This window comes from Streptomyces sp. NPDC001744 (assembly GCF_042892575.1).
Lineage (GTDB): Bacteria > Actinomycetota > Actinomycetes > Streptomycetales > Streptomycetaceae > Streptomyces.
In genome coordinates, this window is the sequence record NZ_JBIAUG010000016.1 from 139,344 (window position 1) to 155,843 (window position 16,500).

A 16,500-nucleotide genomic window follows, 5' to 3' on the forward strand; every position below is an offset into this window, starting at 1 on the left:
CGTCGTCCATGCCCTCACGCACCAGATCCGTGGAGACGGCCCTGCTCGTCTCCGTCCTGCTCGCGGCGGCGACCGGCTGCGCGGTCGGGGGCGGCGCGTCCGGCGGCGCCGCCGTGCCGGGGGCCACCCCGCCGGGAACCGCCCCCGGACGGTCCGCCGCCCCTTCCGGCGCGCCCGGCGGGGCGTCCGCGCCCGCCGGGTTCACCCTGGTGGCCTCCGGGGACGTCCTTCCGCACGACTCCGTCATCCGCAGGGCGGCCGAGGACGCGGGCGGGCACGGTTACGACTTCCGGCCCATGCTCTCCGGCGCGAAGCCCGTCGTCTCCGGCGCCGACCTGGCCGTCTGCCACATGGAGACCGTGTACGGGGAGAAGGGCGGCCCCTACACCGGGTACCCCGCCTTCAAGTCGCCGCCCGAGGTCGCCGCCGCGCTCGGGGCCACCGGATACGACTCCTGCTCCACCGCCTCCAACCACACCCTGGACGACGGGGCGGCGGGCCTCGGCCGGACCCTCGACGCCCTCGACCGGGCCGGTGTCCGCCACGCCGGATCGGCCCGCACCGCCGAGGAGGCGGCCCGGCCCGCCCTGATGGAGGCGGGCGGTGCCACCGTCGCCCAGCTCGCCTACACCTACGACACCAACGGCCACCCGATGCCGGAGGGAAGGCCCTGGGCGGTCGGTCTGCTGGACGAGCGGCAGGTGATCGCCGACGCCCGCGCGGCCCGCGCCGCCGGGGCCGACGTGGTCGTCGTCAGCCTCCACTGGGGCACCGAGTGGCAGACCGAGCCGGACGGGCGGCAGCTCTCCCTCGCCCGGACGCTGACCGCCTCGCGGACCGGCGGCCGCCCGGACGTGGACCTCATCATCGGCACCCACGCCCACGTCCCCCAGGCGTACGAGAAGGTCAACGGGACCTGGGTGATCTACGGAATGGGCGACCAGATCGCCGGCGACATGGTCGACCACCGGGGGGTCTTCGACCCGCGCGGCAACCAGAGCAGCATCGGCCGCTTCACCTTCGCGCCGCCCAGGACCCCCGGCGGACGCTGGGAGGTGACCAGGGCGGAGTTCGTCCCCCAGTGGTTCGACACCGCGCGCGGCAGGGTGGTCAACCTCGGTGCCGACGCCGGAGACCCGCGCCGGGCCGCGATCCGCGACACGATCCGGCAGGTCGTGCTCGGCCGGGGCGCCGGCGAGGACGGCCTCGTGATGGGCCGGTAGCGCGCGGGAGCCCGTCGCCGGGCTGTCCGCCCAACGGGTGTTTTCGTACGGGCGCGCGGTGTCGGTGAGCCGCACGGCCCCTCGCCCGTACGAACCATTGGTCATGAAAAAGGATCAGATGCCCAACGGGCGCCGGGCGGTCCTGCGGCTCGCCGCCGCGCTCGGTGCCACCGCCACCGTCGGAGTACTCGCGGCGGACCGGCTCGCCGGGGCCGACCGGGCGGCCGACGCCTCCACGCCCCGGCACGCCCCGGGAACGGGACCCGCCCCGGCCGCCGGCCCGGGGGCGCGGACCGCCCGGCCGGCCCCGAGCGCGTACCGCCTCCGGCCGATGACCGCCTACGCGCCCCCGGCGTACCGGTGCGCGTCGCCGCCCGTGCGGCAACGCCCCTTCCTCGGCGTGTCCGGGGCCGGCCGCACGATGGTGCTGACCTTCGACGACGGACCCGACCCCCGCTACACCCCCGGCATCCTGGACACCCTGCGCCGCCACGACTGCCGGGCGATGTTCTTCGTCTGCGGCGAGATGGCCGCCGAGAACCGGGACCTGCTGCGGCGGATGGCCGCGGAGGGGCACGTCGTCGGCAACCACTCGTGGTCCCACCCCCTGATGACCCGGCTGCGCCCCTCCCGCATCCGCGACGAACTGGGCACCACCAGCGAGGTCGTCGAACGCGCCCTCGGCACGGCCCCGCTCTGGTACCGCGCGCCCTACGGGGCCTGGAACCGGCACTCCTTCGAGATCGGCGCCGAACTCGGCATGGAACCGTTCGCCTGGACCGTCGACAGCCTGGACTGGACGGAGCCCGGCACCGACACCGTCGTCCGCCGCGTCCTCGACGGCGCGGCCCCCGGCGTCGTCGTCCTCAACCACGACGCGGGCGGCGACCGCTCCCAGAGCGTGGCCGCGCTCCGCCGCTACCTGCCCGAACTCCTCGGCGCCGGCTACCACCTCACCGTCCCCCGGCGCTGACGGCCGGTACGGAGGAAGGGCCCCGCCGCTCCGGGAGCGGGGGCCCTTCCGCGTGTCCGCTCAGCGGGAGCCGACCATACGGGCGAAGACGACCACGTTCCCGTCGTACCCCCGCGCGCGCGTGTACCCGCCGCCGCAGGTGATCACCCGGAGTTCCGGCTGCCCGGTGTCGGCGTAGACCCGCACGCCGGGGAAGTCGTCCTTCGCGTACACCTCGACGCCGTAGACCTCGAAGACCGCCACCCGTCCGTCGTAGCGCTCGACCTCGATGTGCCGGCCCTTCTCCAGGGAGCCGAGCCCGTAGAAGACCGCCGGGCCCCGCGTGTTGTCGACGTGGCCGACGATGACCGAGGTGCCCCGCTGGCCGGGGGAGATGCCGTTCTGGTACCAGCCGGCGAGGTTGGCGTCCTGGGGCGGGGGCGCCGCGACCCAGCCGTCCGCGTCCAGGCCCACGTCCATGATCGGGGCCGCGACCCGGATCGCCGGGATCTTGATCCGGGAGGCCGGGGCGAAGGGCAGCGGCTCCAGGCCGGTGGCCGCGGAGGGCGCCGGGGGGGCGACCGGGCGCGCCGCCGGCCGGGCCGCCGCGGCGGGCTGCGGAGGGCCGGAGGGGGTGTCCACCCCGTTGCGCATCATCGCGAGCCCGGACAGCATGGCGAGGGCCAGGACGCCCCAGGGGTGGCGTCTTCTGCGCTCGGGGACGCGGAAGTCCTTCGGGGGCATGGTTCTCCCTTCGTGGCGTCGTCAGAACGGTAAGGGTGACCGGACGGTCCGTCGCGCCGGGCGGCCCGAACGGGTGGGGACCGCCCCCGGTCGGGTGCCGGACCCCGCCGGAGGACGTACGGGGGCCGGATCCGGGCGGGAGCCGGGCGGGTGACGGGGCGCGACGGGCGGGTGACGGCGGGCTGACCCATCCGAGTAATCGTCGGATAAACCTTTCGGGCGGCCCTGAGCTGCGGTTCTGCCGCGTACGGCGCCCCGGCCCCGGCGTGTCGCCTCACCGGGGTGGCCCAGCGCCGATATGCGTGGTGCGTCACGAATGGTGATGGTTCGTCGTGGAGGGCGTACTCGTCGAAACTCCCGGAGCACCGCTTCGGGGCGTCTTCCACTGGAGGTTCAACCATGCGTGCTGCACGCACTCTGGCGGTGGCAGCCACCGCGATCGCGGCGGTCGGGCTCGCGGCCCCCCTCGCCGCCGCCACCAACGGTCCGGGCAACATCCTGCACGGCGGCTCCAACGGTGGCCCGAACAACGGTTCCAACGGTGGTTCCCACGGCGGCCCGAACGGGGGCGGCAACGGCGGGAACGGTGGTGGCAACGGCGGCGGCTCGAACAACAACGGCCCGAGCAACGTCACCGTCAACCCCTTCGACGTCCACCCGGGATCGACGCTCACGATCACCGTCAGGGGCTGCGCCCGCGGCGGCACGGTCACGTCCAACGCCTTCCCCGAGACCAGCCTCGCGGGGAACTCCAACGGCTTCTCCAGCGCCGTCGCCCGGATCTACAACGACGCCACCCCGGGCAACTACAACCTGGCCGTCCGCTGCAACGGCAACTCCTCCGTGGTCACGCAGTCGTTCCGCGTCCTCCCGGGCCGCGGCGCGCAGGGCGGTCTCGGTGGCTCGCTGGCCCCCAGCTCCGCCGAGACGGCCGTCGGCGGCGCTCTCGTCGCCGCCGCCGCGCTGGGCGGCGGCCTCGTCGTCCTCCGCCGCCGCCGTGCGGCCGGTGCGGGAGCCTGACCGGCCGAACCTCCCGGCCGGCCCCCGTGTCCGTCGCCCCCGGGTCCCGACGGGACCCGGGGGCGACGGCCGCCCGGGAGGGGCCGGACCGCCTCCCGTCACGCCCCCGGTTCAGTGGCGCCGGGTCGCGCCCGAACGGCGGCGCACCACGAGGAGGACGCCCCCCGCGGCGGCCAGGACGAGTGCCCCGCCCGCGGCCAGTTCGAGCGGTCCGGCACCGTCGTCCGCCGCACCGCCCAGACCGCCCCGGACGCCGCGCGAGGGCGTGAGGACGGTGGAGCGGATGGTCGGGACGGCCGTGGCGGGGGCGGGGGCCGCGGTGCCGCCGATCGTGAGGTCCACGGTGCCCTGGACGCCGCCCGTGCAGTTGAACGCCACCGTGTAGACGGCACCGGGCTTCACGTCCAGGTCCACGACGGCGGTCGCCGTCGAGCCCGGTGCGATGACGGCGGTGTCGAAGACGCCGGCCGCGGCCGTCGCCGTACTGGCGCAGCCGGGAGCGCTCAGCGTCACACGGCCGCCCGGGGTGACGACCGAGGGCGACACGACGAAATCGGCCTGGGCCTGGGCGCCCCGTGCCCGCGGGTGGGGCGCCGGGGCACCCGCCGCGACGGCCACGGGGGCGGCCAGGGCGATGGCGACCACCCCCGACAGGGCGGTGGACGCGACACGTATCGCGCGCATGTGAATCCTCCGGGTCCCGAGGGGCAGCCGCGGAAGGGGGTTCCCGCGAAGGGCCTGCGTGCACCTCGATGTCCGAAACGCTAGGAGCGCGTCACCGCGGCCGCGATCCCAGAGGTGCGAACGGGTCACGCGTGTCCCCCGCGCGGCCCGCCCCGGTGGCGGAATCCGCCGGGACCCGCCCGGAATCCGCCGCGGTCCGCCGGAACGCTCAGGAGCGCCCGGGGAGGCGCGCGGGGCTCACCGGTCGAGCCCCGGGAACAGGTCGGTGAACGGCGTGGCCGTGGCCGACATGCCCCGCCCGAACGGCGCGTCGAAGTCCCAGATCAGGAAGAGCAGGAAGGCGATCAGCACGCTGAAGAGCCCGGCGAGCAGCAGTTCGCGCCCGGTCCTGCGGATCTGCAGCGTGAAGATCAGGCCGACCGTCACCAGGGCGCCGATGATCAGGCCGAACCACACCACCCCGGGCATGGTGGCGCCCGCGTTCTGCCCCCGGGCGTTCCGGGCGTCGTCGGCGACGGCCACCTGGTCCACCAGCGGCTGGTACGCCTGGCCCTCGAAGTCGTTCGCCGGGCGGTAGTCGGTGACGCTCCGCCGCACCCGCTCCAGGAGCGCGGTGCCCTCGTCGCTCAGTTCGCCCGTCCCGGACATGTGCTTCCACTCGTCGTGGACCACGTAGGAGACGTACGCGTCGACGTCGGCGCGGATGCGGGCGCGGACCTCCTGCGGGTAGACCTCGGCGCGGGCCGAGATCTCGTGCAGCGCCTGGGCCTCCTGCCGCACCGTCTCCTGGGCGGCTCCCCGGGCCTCCCAGACGCCGGCGATGGCCAGACCGAGCACGATGGCGTAGATCACGCCGATCATCATCGTCATGTACTCGATGACGTCCGGCGTCTCGCTGGGGTCGTCGTCCTCGGGAATCCGGCGGTTGTTGATGACGACGATGGTGAGCACGACGGCGCAGGCGGCGGCCATCGCGAGGGACAGGACAAGCCATTCGGACACGGATTCCTCCGGCGGGATCAGCGGGAGCGGGGGCGCAGGATCGCGGTCGCGAGGACCGCGGGGGCGATGATCACCAGCGTCATGGTGACGACGGACGTGCCGCCCTCCGGCCTGGGCCGCGTGACGGGGCGGTAGTGGGGGAGCGCGACGGGCGCGGGGGCCGGCGGCGCGGGGCGCGCGGAAGGCGGGGGAGCGGCGGCCGACGACGACCCGGGCGGGGGCGTGGGCTCCGGCTCCGGTGTGGCGGGCGGCGGGGCGGTGGGAACGGGCGGCGGTGTCGTCCGCGCGGGGGGCGGCGGTGTCGTCCGTACGGGAGGCGGGGGCGGTGTCGTCGGTACGGGGGGCCGCGTCGTCGGTACGGGTGTGGGCGACGGCGTGGGCCGGGGCGGCGCGGGGGTCGTGGGAGCGGGCGTGGGGGACGGGGACGGGGACGGCGTGGGCGACGGGCACGAGGGGGGTGGCGTGTGCGGCGGAGGAGTGTGCGGGGGCGGGGTGTGCGGCGGAGGAGTGTGCGGGCGCGGGCACCGGCCCGCCCCGGCGAACGCCACCGCCGCGGCCGGTCCGGCGGAGCCGGACGTGGCGATGGCGCAGGCGTCGGCGGTGGCGGGTGCGGGGGAGACGACCAGCCACACCAGTGCGAGGGCTGCCAGCGGTCGCGCGAGGAGAGATCCGTACGGAGACACCTGTCGAGCTTGATCACTGTCTTCGCGCGGTGGGGCGGAATGCCGGTGAATGCGCCGGACGGGGGATCTCCGGATGTGCGGACTTGACGCTTCCTCTCAGCGCGTACGCGGGGCGTCATGTTCCGTCACCGCGGCCTTCCGCGATTCCGCGCGGGTGGCCGGACGGAGCCGGTGGACGGCCGAGACGAACAGTTCCGGCCTTCGGGAGAAGAACTGTCCGGTTGTCGCCGTGTCGAACGGTACGGTCGAGGCGCTTCCCGGGCCGGCGGTCCATGCCCCGCCGCGTCAACGCCGCAGGCCGCGGCGGTGTTCGCGCCTCTTCCGGACCCTTTCGGGACCGGTTCGCAAACCGGCGCACGCTCATATGCACGTGAATGTGCACGGGCCGAAGGCGCGAAGTCGGCGTTCCGGGAGCACGTGCCTTTGGCGTGTGACCAAGAACGGACCGCGAATTTCCGTTTCTGCTCGCTCTCTTGGCGGGCGATCAGTAGCCTCACCTCGAACACCGGCCGCGAACACATGGCCGTATCCCACGGCGACTTGTTGGAGACATTGATGGAGCGTCCCGCCTGGGCTCCGCCGGGTATCGACATTTCGGTGCCGAGCGTGTCCCGTATGTATGACTTCTACCTGGGCGGCTCGCACAACTTCGAAGTCGACCGGGAAGCCGCCCGCAGGGCCATGGAGTTCATGCCCGGACTGCCCAAGGTCATGCAGGCCAACCGCGCCTTCATGCGGCGCGCCGTGCGGTACGCCGTCGACCACGGCGTCACCCAGTTCCTGGACATCGGGTCCGGCATCCCCACCTTCGGCAACGTGCACGAGGTCGCCCGCGCCGCCGACCCGGCCGCGCGGGTCGTCTACGTCGACCACGACCCGGTCGCCGTCGCCCACAGCCGCGCCGTCCTGGAGGGCGACGACGCCGCCGCCGTCGTCTCCGCCGACCTGCGGAAACCGGCCGACATCCTGCACAGCCCCGAGACGGCCCGGCTCCTCGACCCGGAACGGCCGGTGGCCCTCCTCCTCGTCGCCGTCCTCCACTTCCTGGAGGACCACGACCGTCCGTACGAGGCCGTCGCCGAACTGGTCGACGCCCTCGCGCCCGGCAGCCTGCTGGTCCTCACCCACGCCTCGTACGAGGGCGTCCCGCTCGAACAGGAGCGGATCGGCGGCGCCGTCGGCGTCTACCGGACCATCCACAATCCCCTGGTGATGCGCTCGGGCGACGAGATCGCCCGCTTCTTCGAGGGCACCGAGCTCGTGGAACCCGGGCTCGTCCCGATGCCGCGCTGGCGGCCGGAGAGCCCGGTCGAGGAGGAGGACCCCTCCGCCTTCTCCGGCTTCGCAGGGGTGGGGCGCAAGGCGTGAAGGTCCCGTCCCAGCCGGCCGACGCCGACGCCGAGGCCGGCGGCCCGGAGGACAGGCTCAGGCGGTTCGTCACCATCTGGAGCCGCGCGATCTTCCCGGTGACCGCCACGTCGCTCACCCGCGCCGAGTTCGAGGGGCACCTGCTGCCGCCGGCCCGCGCCCTGTGCGACGCCCTGCTCGCCCGGCCCTTCGACACGGCCCCCGCCCAGCGCGCCGGCGCGGCCCTCGTCGCCGCCCACTGCACCGACCCGGACGCCCTCGGCCGCAGCCTCGGCGTCGTCGACTCGTACCTGGTGCTCTACTGCGGTACGGAGTCGGACCTGCCCGCCGAGGAGCTCCGGGCCCGCTGCGCCCGGCTCCAGCACGCCGTCGCCACCGGCTACGCGCAGGCCCTGCGCGAGCGGACCCTCGCGGAGCAGGAGGCCATCGCCCGCTCCGCGCTCGCCGCCCGCACCGCCGCCGAGATCGCCCTGCACGCCACCGAGAGCCGCTTCCGCGCGGTCTTCGACGGGGCGGCGATCGGCATCGGCATCGCCGACCTCGACGGCAACCTCCTGGAGGTCAACGAGACCCTCACCCGCATGTTCGGCGGGATGGAGGGCCGGCTGCGCAGCCGGAAGGTCAGCGAGTGGGTCCATCCGGAGGACGGGCCGCACGTCTGGAGGCTGTACGAGGAGCTGGTCCGCGGCGAGCGGGAGCACTACCGGGTGGAGAAGCCGTACTACCGGGGTGACGGGACGGTCCTGTGGACCAACCTCACCGTCTCGCTCCTCCGGGACGCCGAGGGCCGTCCCCAGTACCAGCTGGCCCTCCTGGAGGACACCACCGAACGGCGCCTGCTCCATCTGCGCCTGCGGTACGAGGCCACCCACGACGCCCTCACCGGACTGCCCAACCGGACCCTGTTCTTCGAGCGCCTGGAGAAGGCGCTCGCCCCCGGCGACAACGCCCGCTTCGGCCTCTGCTACCTCGACCTCGACGGATTCAAGGCCATCAACGACAGCCTCGGCCACTCCACCGGGGACCGGCTGCTCGTGGAGGTCGCGGACCGGCTCCAGAGCTGTGTCACCGGGACCAACGAGATGGTCGCCCGGCTCGGCGGGGACGAGTTCGTCGCCCTCACCACCGGCTCCGGCGGCGAGCGGGACGCCACCGACCTCGCCGACCGCATCCTCGGCGCCCTCGCCACCCCGATCGGCGTCGACGGCCGCGAACTCACCGTGCGCGGCAGCCTCGGCGTGGTCGAGGGCCCGGCGGGGGAGCGGACCCCGGCCGAGGTGCTGCGGAGCGCCGACATCACCATGTACCGGGCCAAGGCGGCGGGCGGCAACCGCTTCGAGCTGTCCGACCCCGAGGCCGACGCCCGCGCCATCACCCGGCACGGGCTCACCACGGCCCTGCCGGCCGCCCTGGAACGCGGCGAGTTCTTCATCGAGTACCAGCCCCTCGTCCACCTCGGCGACGGCAGCGTGCACGGCGCGGAGGCGCTCGTCCGCTGGTGCCACCCGCAGCACGGGGTGCTCGGCCCCGACCACTTCATCCCGCTCGCCGAGGACACCGGCCTCATCGTGCCGCTCGGCCGATGGGTGCTCCAGGAGGCCGTGCGCCAGGCCCGCTTCTGGCGGAACCGGCACACCGACGGCGGCCCGCTCCGCATCAACGTCAACCTCTCCCCGACGCAGCTCCACCACCCGCGCCTGGTGGCCGACACCGTCGACGTCCTGGAGCGGTCCGGCCTCGAACCGGGCGCGCTCTGCCTGGAGGTGACCGAGTCCGCCCTGATCGGCGCCGACGAGGGCGTGCTGAAGCCGCTGCGGCAGCTCGCCGAGATGGGCGTCGACATCGCGCTGGACGACTTCGGCACCGGCTACTCGAACCTGGCCAACCTGCGCCGGCTGCCGGTGAGCGTCCTCAAGCTCGACCGCTCCTTCACCCGGGGCATGCAGCAGCACCCGGTGGACCCCGTGGACCTGAAGATCGTGGAGGGGATCGTCGCGCTCGCGCACAGCCTGGAGCTGGCGGTCACCGTCGAGGGGGTGGAGACGGGGGCCCAGGCGCGCCGGCTCCGCGACCTCGGCTGCGACACGGCCCAGGGCTGGTACTACGCCCGCCCCGGCGCCCCGGACCGCATCCACTCCCTGCTCCTGGCGGACGCGGTGTGACGTCCCGTTCCCGGGCGGGCGCAGTACCCGCCCGGGAACGGGACGTCAGCCGTACCGGAGCAGCATCCCCTGCAGTTCCCGCGCGGCCCTCGGCGGCGCCACGTCGCTGCGGTGGGCCAGCGCGATGGTGCGGCGCAGGCCCGGCGGGGCGAGGGGCGTCACCCGCAGGTCGCGGCCGGCCCGGGCGGCGACCATGGCCGGGACGACCGCGAGCCCCAGCCCGGCCCGTACGAAACCGAGCACCGCGTCCAGCTCCCCGCCCTCGACGGTGAACGAGGGCTCGAACCCCTCCGCCCGACAGGCCGCCACCGTCAGCTCCCGCAGGTCGTAGCCGTGCCGGAACATCACGAGCGGCTGGTCGCGCAGGTCCGCGATCCGCACCGGGCGGCGGGGCCCCGGGGCCGAGGCGGCGGAGACGACCACCAGGTCCTCCCGGAGCAGTTCGACCGTCGTCAGCGCGGGTGACGGGGTCGGCAGCGGCAGTACCACGAGGGCCAGGTCGAGCGCCCCGCGCGCCAGCTCCCGCACGAGGTCGTGCGAACCGCTCTCCTGGATCAGCAGCTCGATCCCCGGGTGCAGGTCGTGGAAGGTCCGCAGCACGTCCGGGAGGAGTCCCGTGCACAGGCTCGGGGTCGCGCCGAGCCGCACCCGGCCCCGCTTGAGCCGGACCAGCTCCTGCACCTCCAGCCGGGCCGTCTCGGTGTCGGCGAGGATGCGGCGCGCGAGCGGCAGCAGGGCCTCCCCGGCGTCGGTGAGCGCGATGTTCCCCCGTGCCCGGCTGAACAGTTCCGCGCCCAGCTCCTGTTCGAGGGCCTTGATCTGCTGGGAGAGCGAGGGCTGCGAGACGTGGACGCGCTCGGCGGCCCGGGTGAAGTGCCGCGTCTCGGCCACCGCGACGAAGTAGAGGAGCTGCTGGAACTGCATGGTCCCAGCGTAGGCGATGTGAATAGGTCCAGCCTATCGAGATCAGCCGAACCATGTCTTGGACCTCTCGGGGTCTCCGGTCCTAGCGTCGGGGACATGGCACTGGCACCCACGGGGGACCGGACGACGGGCCGACCGCCGTCCCCCGCACCGTCACGCGGATTCCTCTCCTCGACGCTCGGCAGGAAGACGGTCATGGCCGTCAGCGGGCTGATCATGCTCGGCTACCTCGTCGCCCACGTCGCCGGGAACCTCAAGGTCTTCTTCGGCCCCGACGAGTTCAACGGGTACGCCCACTGGCTGCGCGTCATGGGCGCCCCGCTCCTGCACCACGAATGGGCCCTCTGGATCGTCCGGACCGTGCTGCTCGCCGCCGTCGTCGCCCACGCCGTCTCCGCGTACCAGCTCAGCCGGCGCGACATCCGGGCGCGCCCCGTCGCCTACGTCCACCGCCGCGGGCGGGCCTCGTACGCCACCCGCACCATGCGCCGGGGCGGGATCGTCCTCGCCCTCTTCGTCGTCTGGCACGTCCTCGACCTGACCACCGGCACCGTCCACACCGGCGGCTTCGAGCAGGGCAGGCCCTACCAGAACGTCGTGGACACCTTCTCCACCTGGTACGGCAACGCCGTCTACATCGTCGCCATGCTCGCCGTCGGCCTCCACGTCCGCCACGGCTTCTGGAGCGCCGCCCAGACCCTGGGCGTCGGCAGCGCCCGCCGCGACCGCCTCCTCCGGGGGCTCGCCAACGGCCTCGCGCTCGTCCTGACCGCGGGCTTCGTCTCCGTCCCCGTCGCCGTCATGACCGGAGTGGTGAGCTGACCATGAGCTTCGTCGATTACGCCACCGGTGAGCCGATCACCGACACCAAGGCCCCCGCCGTCCCCGTCGCCGAACGCTGGGACACCCGCCGCTTCGAGGCGAGGCTGGTCAACCCCGCCAACCGCCGCAAGCACCGGATCATCGTCGTCGGCACCGGCCTGGCCGGCGGCTCCGCCGGCGCCACGCTCGCCGAACAGGGCTACCAGGTCGTCCAGTTCTGCTTCCAGGACTCCCCGCGCCGCGCCCACTCCATCGCCGCCCAGGGCGGCATCAACGCCGCCAAGAACTACCGCAACGACGGCGACTCGGTGCACCGCCTCTTCTACGACACCGTCAAGGGCGGCGACTTCCGGGCCCGCGAGTCCAACGTCCACCGCCTCGCCCAGATCTCCGTCGAGATCATCGACCAGTGCGTCGCCCAGGGCGTCCCCTTCGCCCGCGAGTACGGCGGCCTCCTCGACACCCGGTCCTTCGGCGGCGTCCAGGTCTCCCGCACCTTCTACGCCCGCGGCCAGACCGGCCAGCAGCTCCTCCTCGGCGCGTACCAGGCGCTGTCCCGGCAGATCGCCGCCGGGCGCGTCGAGATGCACGCCCGCACCGAGATGCTCGACCTGATCGTGGTCGGCGGACGGGCCCGGGGCATCGTCGCCCGCGACCTGGTCACCGGCGCGGTCTCCGCCCACTACGCCGACGCCGTCGTCCTGGCCACCGGCGGCTACGGGAACGTCTTCCACCTGTCGACGAACGCGATGAACTCCAACGCCACCGCCGTCTGGCGGGCCCACCGGCGCGGCGCGTACTTCGCCAACCCCTGCTTCACCCAGATCCACCCCACCTGCATCCCGCGCACCGGCGACCACCAGTCGAAGCTGACCCTGATGAGCGAGTCGCTGCGCAACGACGGGCGCATCTGGGTCCCGAAGGCCGAGGGCGACACCCGTCCCGCCGCCGAGATCCCCGAGGACGAGCGCGACTACTACCTGGAGCGGATCTACCCCTCCTTCGGCAACCTCGTCCCCCGCGACATCGCCTCCCGCGCCGCCAAGAACGTCTGCGACGAGGGGCGCGGCGTCGGCCCCGGCGGCCAGGGCGTCTACCTGGACTTCGCGGACGCGATCCGGCGGACGGGCCGCGGGGCCGTCGAGGAGAAGTACGGCAACCTCTTCGACATGTACCAGCGGATCACCGCCGAGGACCCGTACGAGGTCCCCATGCGGATCTACCCCGCCGTGCACTACACGATGGGCGGCCTCTGGGTCGACTACGACCTCCAGACCACCGTCCCGGGCCTCTTCGCGATCGGGGAGGCCAACTTCTCCGACCACGGGGCCAACCGGCTCGGCGCCTCCGCCCTCATGCAGGGCCTCGCCGACGGCTACTTCGTCCTGCCCGCCACCCTCAACGACTACCTCGCCCGCCATCCGCACGCCGAACCGGTCGGTGACGACCACCCGGTGGTCCGGAACGTCCTCGCGGAGACCGAGGACCGGCTGAACCTGCTCCTCTCCGTCGGCGGCGACCGCACCCCCGACTCCTTCCACCGCGAACTCGGCGAACTCCTCTGGGAGCACTGCGGAATGGCCCGCACCGAAGAGGGCCTGCGCACGGCCCTCGCCCGCATTCCCGGTATCCGCGAGGAGTTCTGGCGCCGGGTCGGGGTCCCCGGCGGCGGCGAGGAGTTCAACCAGACCCTGGAGAAGGCCAACCGGATCGTCGACTACCTGGAACTGGCCGAACTGATGTGCCTCGACGCGCTCCACCGCGCCGAGTCCTGCGGCGGCCACTTCCGCGAGGAGTCGCGGACGCCCGACGGCGAGGCGGCCCGCCGCGACGACGCGTTCGCCTACGTGGCGGCCTGGGAGTTCACCGGCGCCGCCCCCGTCCTCCACAAGGAGGAACTGACCTTCGAGCACGTCCACCCCACCCAGCGGAGCTACGCATGAGGCTCAACCTGCGCGTCTGGCGCCAGCGGAACGCCGGCGCGGACGGCGCCATGGTCACCTACGAGGTGGACGGCGTCTCCCCGGACATGTCGTTCCTGGAGATGCTCGACACCCTCAACGAGGAACTCGTCCTGCGCGGCGAGGACCCCGTGGCCTTCGACCACGACTGCCGCGAGGGCATCTGCGGCGCGTGCAGCCTCGTCATCGACGGCGACGCCCACGGCCCCGAACCCACCACGACCTGCCAGCTCCACATGCGCTCCTTCCGCGACGGCGACACGATCGACGTCGAACCCTGGCGCGCGGCGGCCTTCCCCGTCGTCAGGGACCTGGTCGTCGACCGCTCCGCGCTCGACCGGATCATCCAGGCCGGCGGCTACATCACCGTTCCCACCGGCGCGGCCCCCGAGGCGCACGCCACCCCCGTCCCCAAGGCCGACGCGGACTCCGCCTTCGAGCACGCCGAGTGCATCGGCTGCGGCGCCTGTGTGGCGGCCTGCCCGAACGGCTCGGCCATGCTCTTCACCTCCGCCAAGGTCAACCACCTCAACGTCCTGCCGCAGGGCTCGCCCGAACGCGAGACCCGGGTCCTCGACATGGTCGCGCAGATGGACGCGGAGGGATTCGGCGGCTGCACCCTGGCGGGGGAGTGCGCGACGGCCTGCCCCAAGGGCATCCCGCTGCCGTCGATCGCGGCGATGAACAAGGAGTGGCTGCGGGCGCACAGGAAGGGGCGCCGCGGCTGACGCGGGCTCCGGGCGTGCCGGGCGGACCGTCACCGGTCCGCGCCGGCGGCCGTGTCCGGGCCGAGGGCGATCCGGGCCGCCACCGGGAGGTGGTCGCTCGACGTCGCGGGCAGCTCCCACGACGAGGTGGCCCGTACGCCCCGGACGAGGATCTGGTCGATCCGGACCACCGGGAAGCGCGCGGGCCAGGTGAAGCCGAGGCCCGTGCCCGCCGAGGAGTGGGCCGGGACCATGCGGGAGGTGAGCGGCCGCAGCGCGCGGTCGTCGGTGGAACCGTTGAAGTCCCCCATCACGACGGCGCGCGGGGCGTTCTCGGCCCGTACGGACGCGGCGAGAAGGCCGAGCGCCTCGTCGCGTGCGCGCGTGGTGAAACCGGACGGGCCGACACGGACGGACGCGAGGTGCGCCACGTGGACGTTCAGCGGGCCCGAGGGGGTCTCCACCGTGGCACGCAGGGCCCGGGTCCACGGCATGATCGGCAGGGCGCGGGCGTCGCGCAGCGGGAAGACGCTCCAGATGCCCACCGTGCCCTGGTAGAAGTGGTACGGGTACGAGGGCGCCAGGATCCGTTCGTACGCGGGCGCCGTGGCGGGGCTCAGCTCCTCCAGGGCGAGGACGTCCGCCCCGGACGCGAGCAGGCTCCGGGCCGTGCCCCCCGGATCGGGGTTGTCCTGGTTGACGTTGTGGCTGACGAGGGTGAGGTCCCCGCCGGGCCGCGGGTCGTTGACGAACGCGCCGCCGAAGACCGCCAGCCAGGCGGCGGCCGGCAGCGCCAGGGCCACCGCCGCCGCGGGTGACCGGCGCAGGAGCGCCACGACCAGGAGCGCCACGACCGCGAGGCCCGTCCAGGGGAGCAGGGTCTCGATCAGGCTGCCCAGGTGGGCCGGGTCGTCGGGGATCGCTCCGTGGCCGAGGAGGACCAGGGTGAGGAGCGCGGAGAGGACGGCCGTCGCCCTTCCCCGCCGGGGCGCCCGGGACGGCCGCAAGAGGCTGAAGGAACGGAAGGAACGGAAGGGGCGGAACGGAGGGCGCGGGGGCGGTGCCGGGCTCCCGGCCGTCGTGCCCGGCGGCGGCTCCCGCCGCGCGTCCGGAACCGTCACGCCGTTCTCCACCGGTGTCGTCGTCATCCCCGCTCAGCTCCCCGACCGCGAGGAGGCCAGGCGGCCGCGGAGCCCGTCGATCAGCGCACGGCTGTTGCCCAGGGCCGCCCGGAGCCCCTCACCGGCCGTGGTGCCCGCCCGCTGGTGCAGGACCGCGCCCAGGAGCAGGCGGGTCCCGCCGTCGACGCGGACCTCGGAGGCCCAGAGGAGATTGCCGCCCGCCGGGGTGCTGGAGCCCGTCTTCAGGCCGACGACGCCCGAGTCGCCGAGCAGGGAGTTGGTGTTGGAGACGGGCCCCGTACCGGGGACGGTGACGGACCGGCTCGCCACGATCTCGCGGAAGACGGGGTTCTTCATCACCTCCCGGGCCAGCTTCAGCTGGTCGACCGCCGTGCTCGTGGTGGTGACCTCGATCCCGCTGGCCCCCGTGTAGACCGAGCGGTCCATGCCCAGCTCGTCCGCCGCCCGCCGCATCTTCCTCACGAACGCCTCCTGGCTGCCGGAGTCCCAGCGGGCCAGCAGCCGGGCGATGTTGTTCCCGGAGGGGATCAGCAGCAGCTCCAGGAGCCGGCGCTGGGAGTACTTCTGGCCGGCCGCGACCGGAACGGTCGACTCGCCCCCGACGCCCACCTCGTGCGCCGCCTCCCGGTCCACCTCGATCAGCGGGCCGGGTTCGCCCGGCCGCAGCGGGTGTTCCCGGAGGACGACGTGGGCCGTCATCACCTTCGCCAGGCTCGCGATCGGCACCGGCCGCTGCTCGCCCCGCGTGCCGAGGGAGCCCCTGCCCTCCAGTTCGACCGCGGTCTGGCCGTCCGACGGCCACGGGACCGTGCCGTCGTCGACGCTTCCCGCCCGGCCGCCGTGCGGCTCGGCGGAGGAGGCGCCGGCGGACGGGGAGGGGGAACCGTCCGGCACAGCGGTGGCGGCGACGCCCAGCGCGGTCAGGAGGACCAGGGCGGACACACCGCCCACGAGGCGGCCGCGGCGGGTGCGGGGAAGGCGGGCGGGGGAAAGGGACACGGCAACCAACTCCGGGCTCTGACGCGTGTGATCCGTACGCCGAGAAGACTCCGGGAGCGGTTCGTCGGGACCGTGGAGGGCGGAGCTCCACGGGGACTCGGGAACCC

Annotated in this window: 14 protein-coding genes; 8 read left to right on the plus strand and 6 right to left on the minus strand. The window is 74.0% G+C overall.

Going from position 1 to position 16,500, the window contains the following annotated elements:
• Positions 1-8 precede the first annotated feature (8 nt).
• Together ACFYZY_RS20120 and ACFYZY_RS20125 are read left to right on the plus strand one after the other, a co-directional pair.
• Positions 9-1,223 carry a CapA family protein gene (locus tag ACFYZY_RS20120; protein WP_388695789.1) on the plus strand — a complete coding sequence of 405 codons (1,215 nt, stop codon included), beginning with the start codon at positions 9-11 and terminating at the stop codon, positions 1,221-1,223.
• 103 nt (positions 1,224-1,326) lie between these two features.
• Positions 1,327-2,196, plus strand: coding sequence for a polysaccharide deacetylase family protein (locus ACFYZY_RS20125; RefSeq protein WP_388695791.1), 870 nt, complete (start codon positions 1,327-1,329; stop codon positions 2,194-2,196).
• Between the two features lie 60 nt (positions 2,197-2,256).
• On the opposite strand, the gene ACFYZY_RS20130 is transcribed toward ACFYZY_RS20125, so the two are convergent.
• Positions 2,257-2,919: a class F sortase gene (locus tag ACFYZY_RS20130; RefSeq protein ID WP_388695794.1), complete on the minus strand. Its 663-nt coding sequence runs from the start codon at positions 2,917-2,919 to the stop codon at positions 2,257-2,259.
• A 399-nt stretch (positions 2,920-3,318) separates the two neighbouring features.
• On the opposite strand from ACFYZY_RS20130, the gene ACFYZY_RS20135 reads away from it, so the two are divergent.
• Positions 3,319-3,939, plus strand: coding sequence for a hypothetical protein (locus ACFYZY_RS20135; protein ID WP_388695797.1), 621 nt, complete (start codon positions 3,319-3,321; stop codon positions 3,937-3,939).
• Between the two features lie 111 nt (positions 3,940-4,050).
• Here the strand turns inward: ACFYZY_RS20135 and ACFYZY_RS20140 are convergent, their stop codons facing one another.
• Positions 4,051-4,623, minus strand: a complete 573-nt coding sequence (locus tag ACFYZY_RS20140) for a hypothetical protein (protein WP_388695799.1) — start codon at positions 4,621-4,623, stop codon at positions 4,051-4,053.
• 237 nt (positions 4,624-4,860) lie between these two features.
• Complete coding sequence (locus ACFYZY_RS20145; protein WP_388695801.1) at positions 4,861-5,625, minus strand: hypothetical protein; 765 nt, start codon at positions 5,623-5,625, stop codon at positions 4,861-4,863.
• A gap of 1,238 nt (positions 5,626-6,863) precedes the next feature.
• Between ACFYZY_RS20145 and ACFYZY_RS20150 the strand changes: the two genes are divergently transcribed.
• Together ACFYZY_RS20150 and ACFYZY_RS20155 are read left to right on the plus strand one after the other, a co-directional pair.
• Entirely contained in the window at positions 6,864-7,676 is an 813-nt protein-coding gene (locus ACFYZY_RS20150; RefSeq protein ID WP_388695804.1) for an SAM-dependent methyltransferase, read from the plus strand.
• On the plus strand, positions 7,673-9,838 hold the full coding sequence (locus ACFYZY_RS20155) for a putative bifunctional diguanylate cyclase/phosphodiesterase (RefSeq protein WP_388695807.1): 2,166 nt from the start codon (positions 7,673-7,675) through the stop codon (positions 9,836-9,838). The genes ACFYZY_RS20150 and ACFYZY_RS20155 overlap by 4 nt, the downstream gene beginning before the upstream one ends.
• 45 nt (positions 9,839-9,883) lie before the next feature.
• Here the strand turns inward: ACFYZY_RS20155 and ACFYZY_RS20160 are convergent, their stop codons facing one another.
• Positions 9,884-10,762, minus strand: a complete 879-nt coding sequence (locus ACFYZY_RS20160) for a LysR family transcriptional regulator (RefSeq protein ID WP_388695810.1) — start codon at positions 10,760-10,762, stop codon at positions 9,884-9,886.
• 195 nt (positions 10,763-10,957) lie between these two features.
• Here ACFYZY_RS20160 and ACFYZY_RS20165 point away from each other — a divergent pair, with 195 nt between their 5' ends.
• From ACFYZY_RS20165 to ACFYZY_RS20175, 3 genes are read left to right on the plus strand one after another with little or no spacing between them, the layout of a single operon-like run.
• Positions 10,958-11,584 (plus strand): succinate dehydrogenase, encoded by a 627-nt coding sequence (locus ACFYZY_RS20165; RefSeq protein WP_388695886.1) that lies wholly within the window; start codon positions 10,958-10,960, stop codon positions 11,582-11,584.
• A gap of 2 nt (positions 11,585-11,586) precedes the next feature.
• Positions 11,587-13,527 carry a fumarate reductase/succinate dehydrogenase flavoprotein subunit gene (locus ACFYZY_RS20170; RefSeq protein WP_388695813.1) on the plus strand — a complete coding sequence of 647 codons (1,941 nt, stop codon included), beginning with the start codon at positions 11,587-11,589 and terminating at the stop codon, positions 13,525-13,527.
• Entirely contained in the window at positions 13,524-14,273 is a 750-nt protein-coding gene (locus tag ACFYZY_RS20175; RefSeq protein WP_388695816.1) for a succinate dehydrogenase/fumarate reductase iron-sulfur subunit, read from the plus strand. The genes ACFYZY_RS20170 and ACFYZY_RS20175 overlap by 4 nt, the downstream gene beginning before the upstream one ends.
• Before the next feature lie 29 nt (positions 14,274-14,302).
• On the opposite strand, the gene ACFYZY_RS20180 is transcribed toward ACFYZY_RS20175, so the two are convergent.
• Together ACFYZY_RS20180 and ACFYZY_RS20185 are read right to left on the minus strand one after the other, a co-directional pair.
• Positions 14,303-15,400 carry an endonuclease/exonuclease/phosphatase family protein gene (locus tag ACFYZY_RS20180; protein WP_388695818.1) on the minus strand — a complete coding sequence of 366 codons (1,098 nt, stop codon included), beginning with the start codon at positions 15,398-15,400 and terminating at the stop codon, positions 14,303-14,305.
• A 6-nt stretch (positions 15,401-15,406) separates the two neighbouring features.
• The gene (locus tag ACFYZY_RS20185; RefSeq protein ID WP_388695820.1) at positions 15,407-16,393 is read right to left on the minus strand and encodes a D-alanyl-D-alanine carboxypeptidase family protein; all 987 of its coding nucleotides are present in this window, start codon (positions 16,391-16,393) and stop codon (positions 15,407-15,409) included.
• Positions 16,394-16,500: the final 107 nt, after the last annotated feature.

Coding starts and splice junctions, on each gene's coding strand:
- ACFYZY_RS20120 (WP_388695789.1), top strand. CDS start 9: ATGCCCTCACGCACCAGATCCGTGGAGACGGCCCTGCTCGTCTCCGTC.
- ACFYZY_RS20125 (WP_388695791.1), top strand. CDS start 1,327: ATGAAAAAGGATCAGATGCCCAACGGGCGCCGGGCGGTCCTGCGGCTC.
- ACFYZY_RS20130 (WP_388695794.1), bottom strand. CDS start 2,919: ATGCCCCCGAAGGACTTCCGCGTCCCCGAGCGCAGAAGACGCCACCCC.
- ACFYZY_RS20135 (WP_388695797.1), top strand. CDS start 3,319: ATGCGTGCTGCACGCACTCTGGCGGTGGCAGCCACCGCGATCGCGGCG.
- ACFYZY_RS20140 (WP_388695799.1), bottom strand. CDS start 4,623: ATGCGCGCGATACGTGTCGCGTCCACCGCCCTGTCGGGGGTGGTCGCC.
- ACFYZY_RS20150 (WP_388695804.1), top strand. CDS start 6,864: ATGGAGCGTCCCGCCTGGGCTCCGCCGGGTATCGACATTTCGGTGCCG.
- ACFYZY_RS20160 (WP_388695810.1), bottom strand. CDS start 10,762: ATGCAGTTCCAGCAGCTCCTCTACTTCGTCGCGGTGGCCGAGACGCGG.
- ACFYZY_RS20165 (WP_388695886.1), top strand. CDS start 10,958: ATGGCCGTCAGCGGGCTGATCATGCTCGGCTACCTCGTCGCCCACGTC.
- ACFYZY_RS20170 (WP_388695813.1), top strand. CDS start 11,587: ATGAGCTTCGTCGATTACGCCACCGGTGAGCCGATCACCGACACCAAG.
- ACFYZY_RS20175 (WP_388695816.1), top strand. CDS start 13,524: ATGAGGCTCAACCTGCGCGTCTGGCGCCAGCGGAACGCCGGCGCGGAC.
- ACFYZY_RS20180 (WP_388695818.1), bottom strand. CDS start 15,400: ATGACGACGACACCGGTGGAGAACGGCGTGACGGTTCCGGACGCGCGG.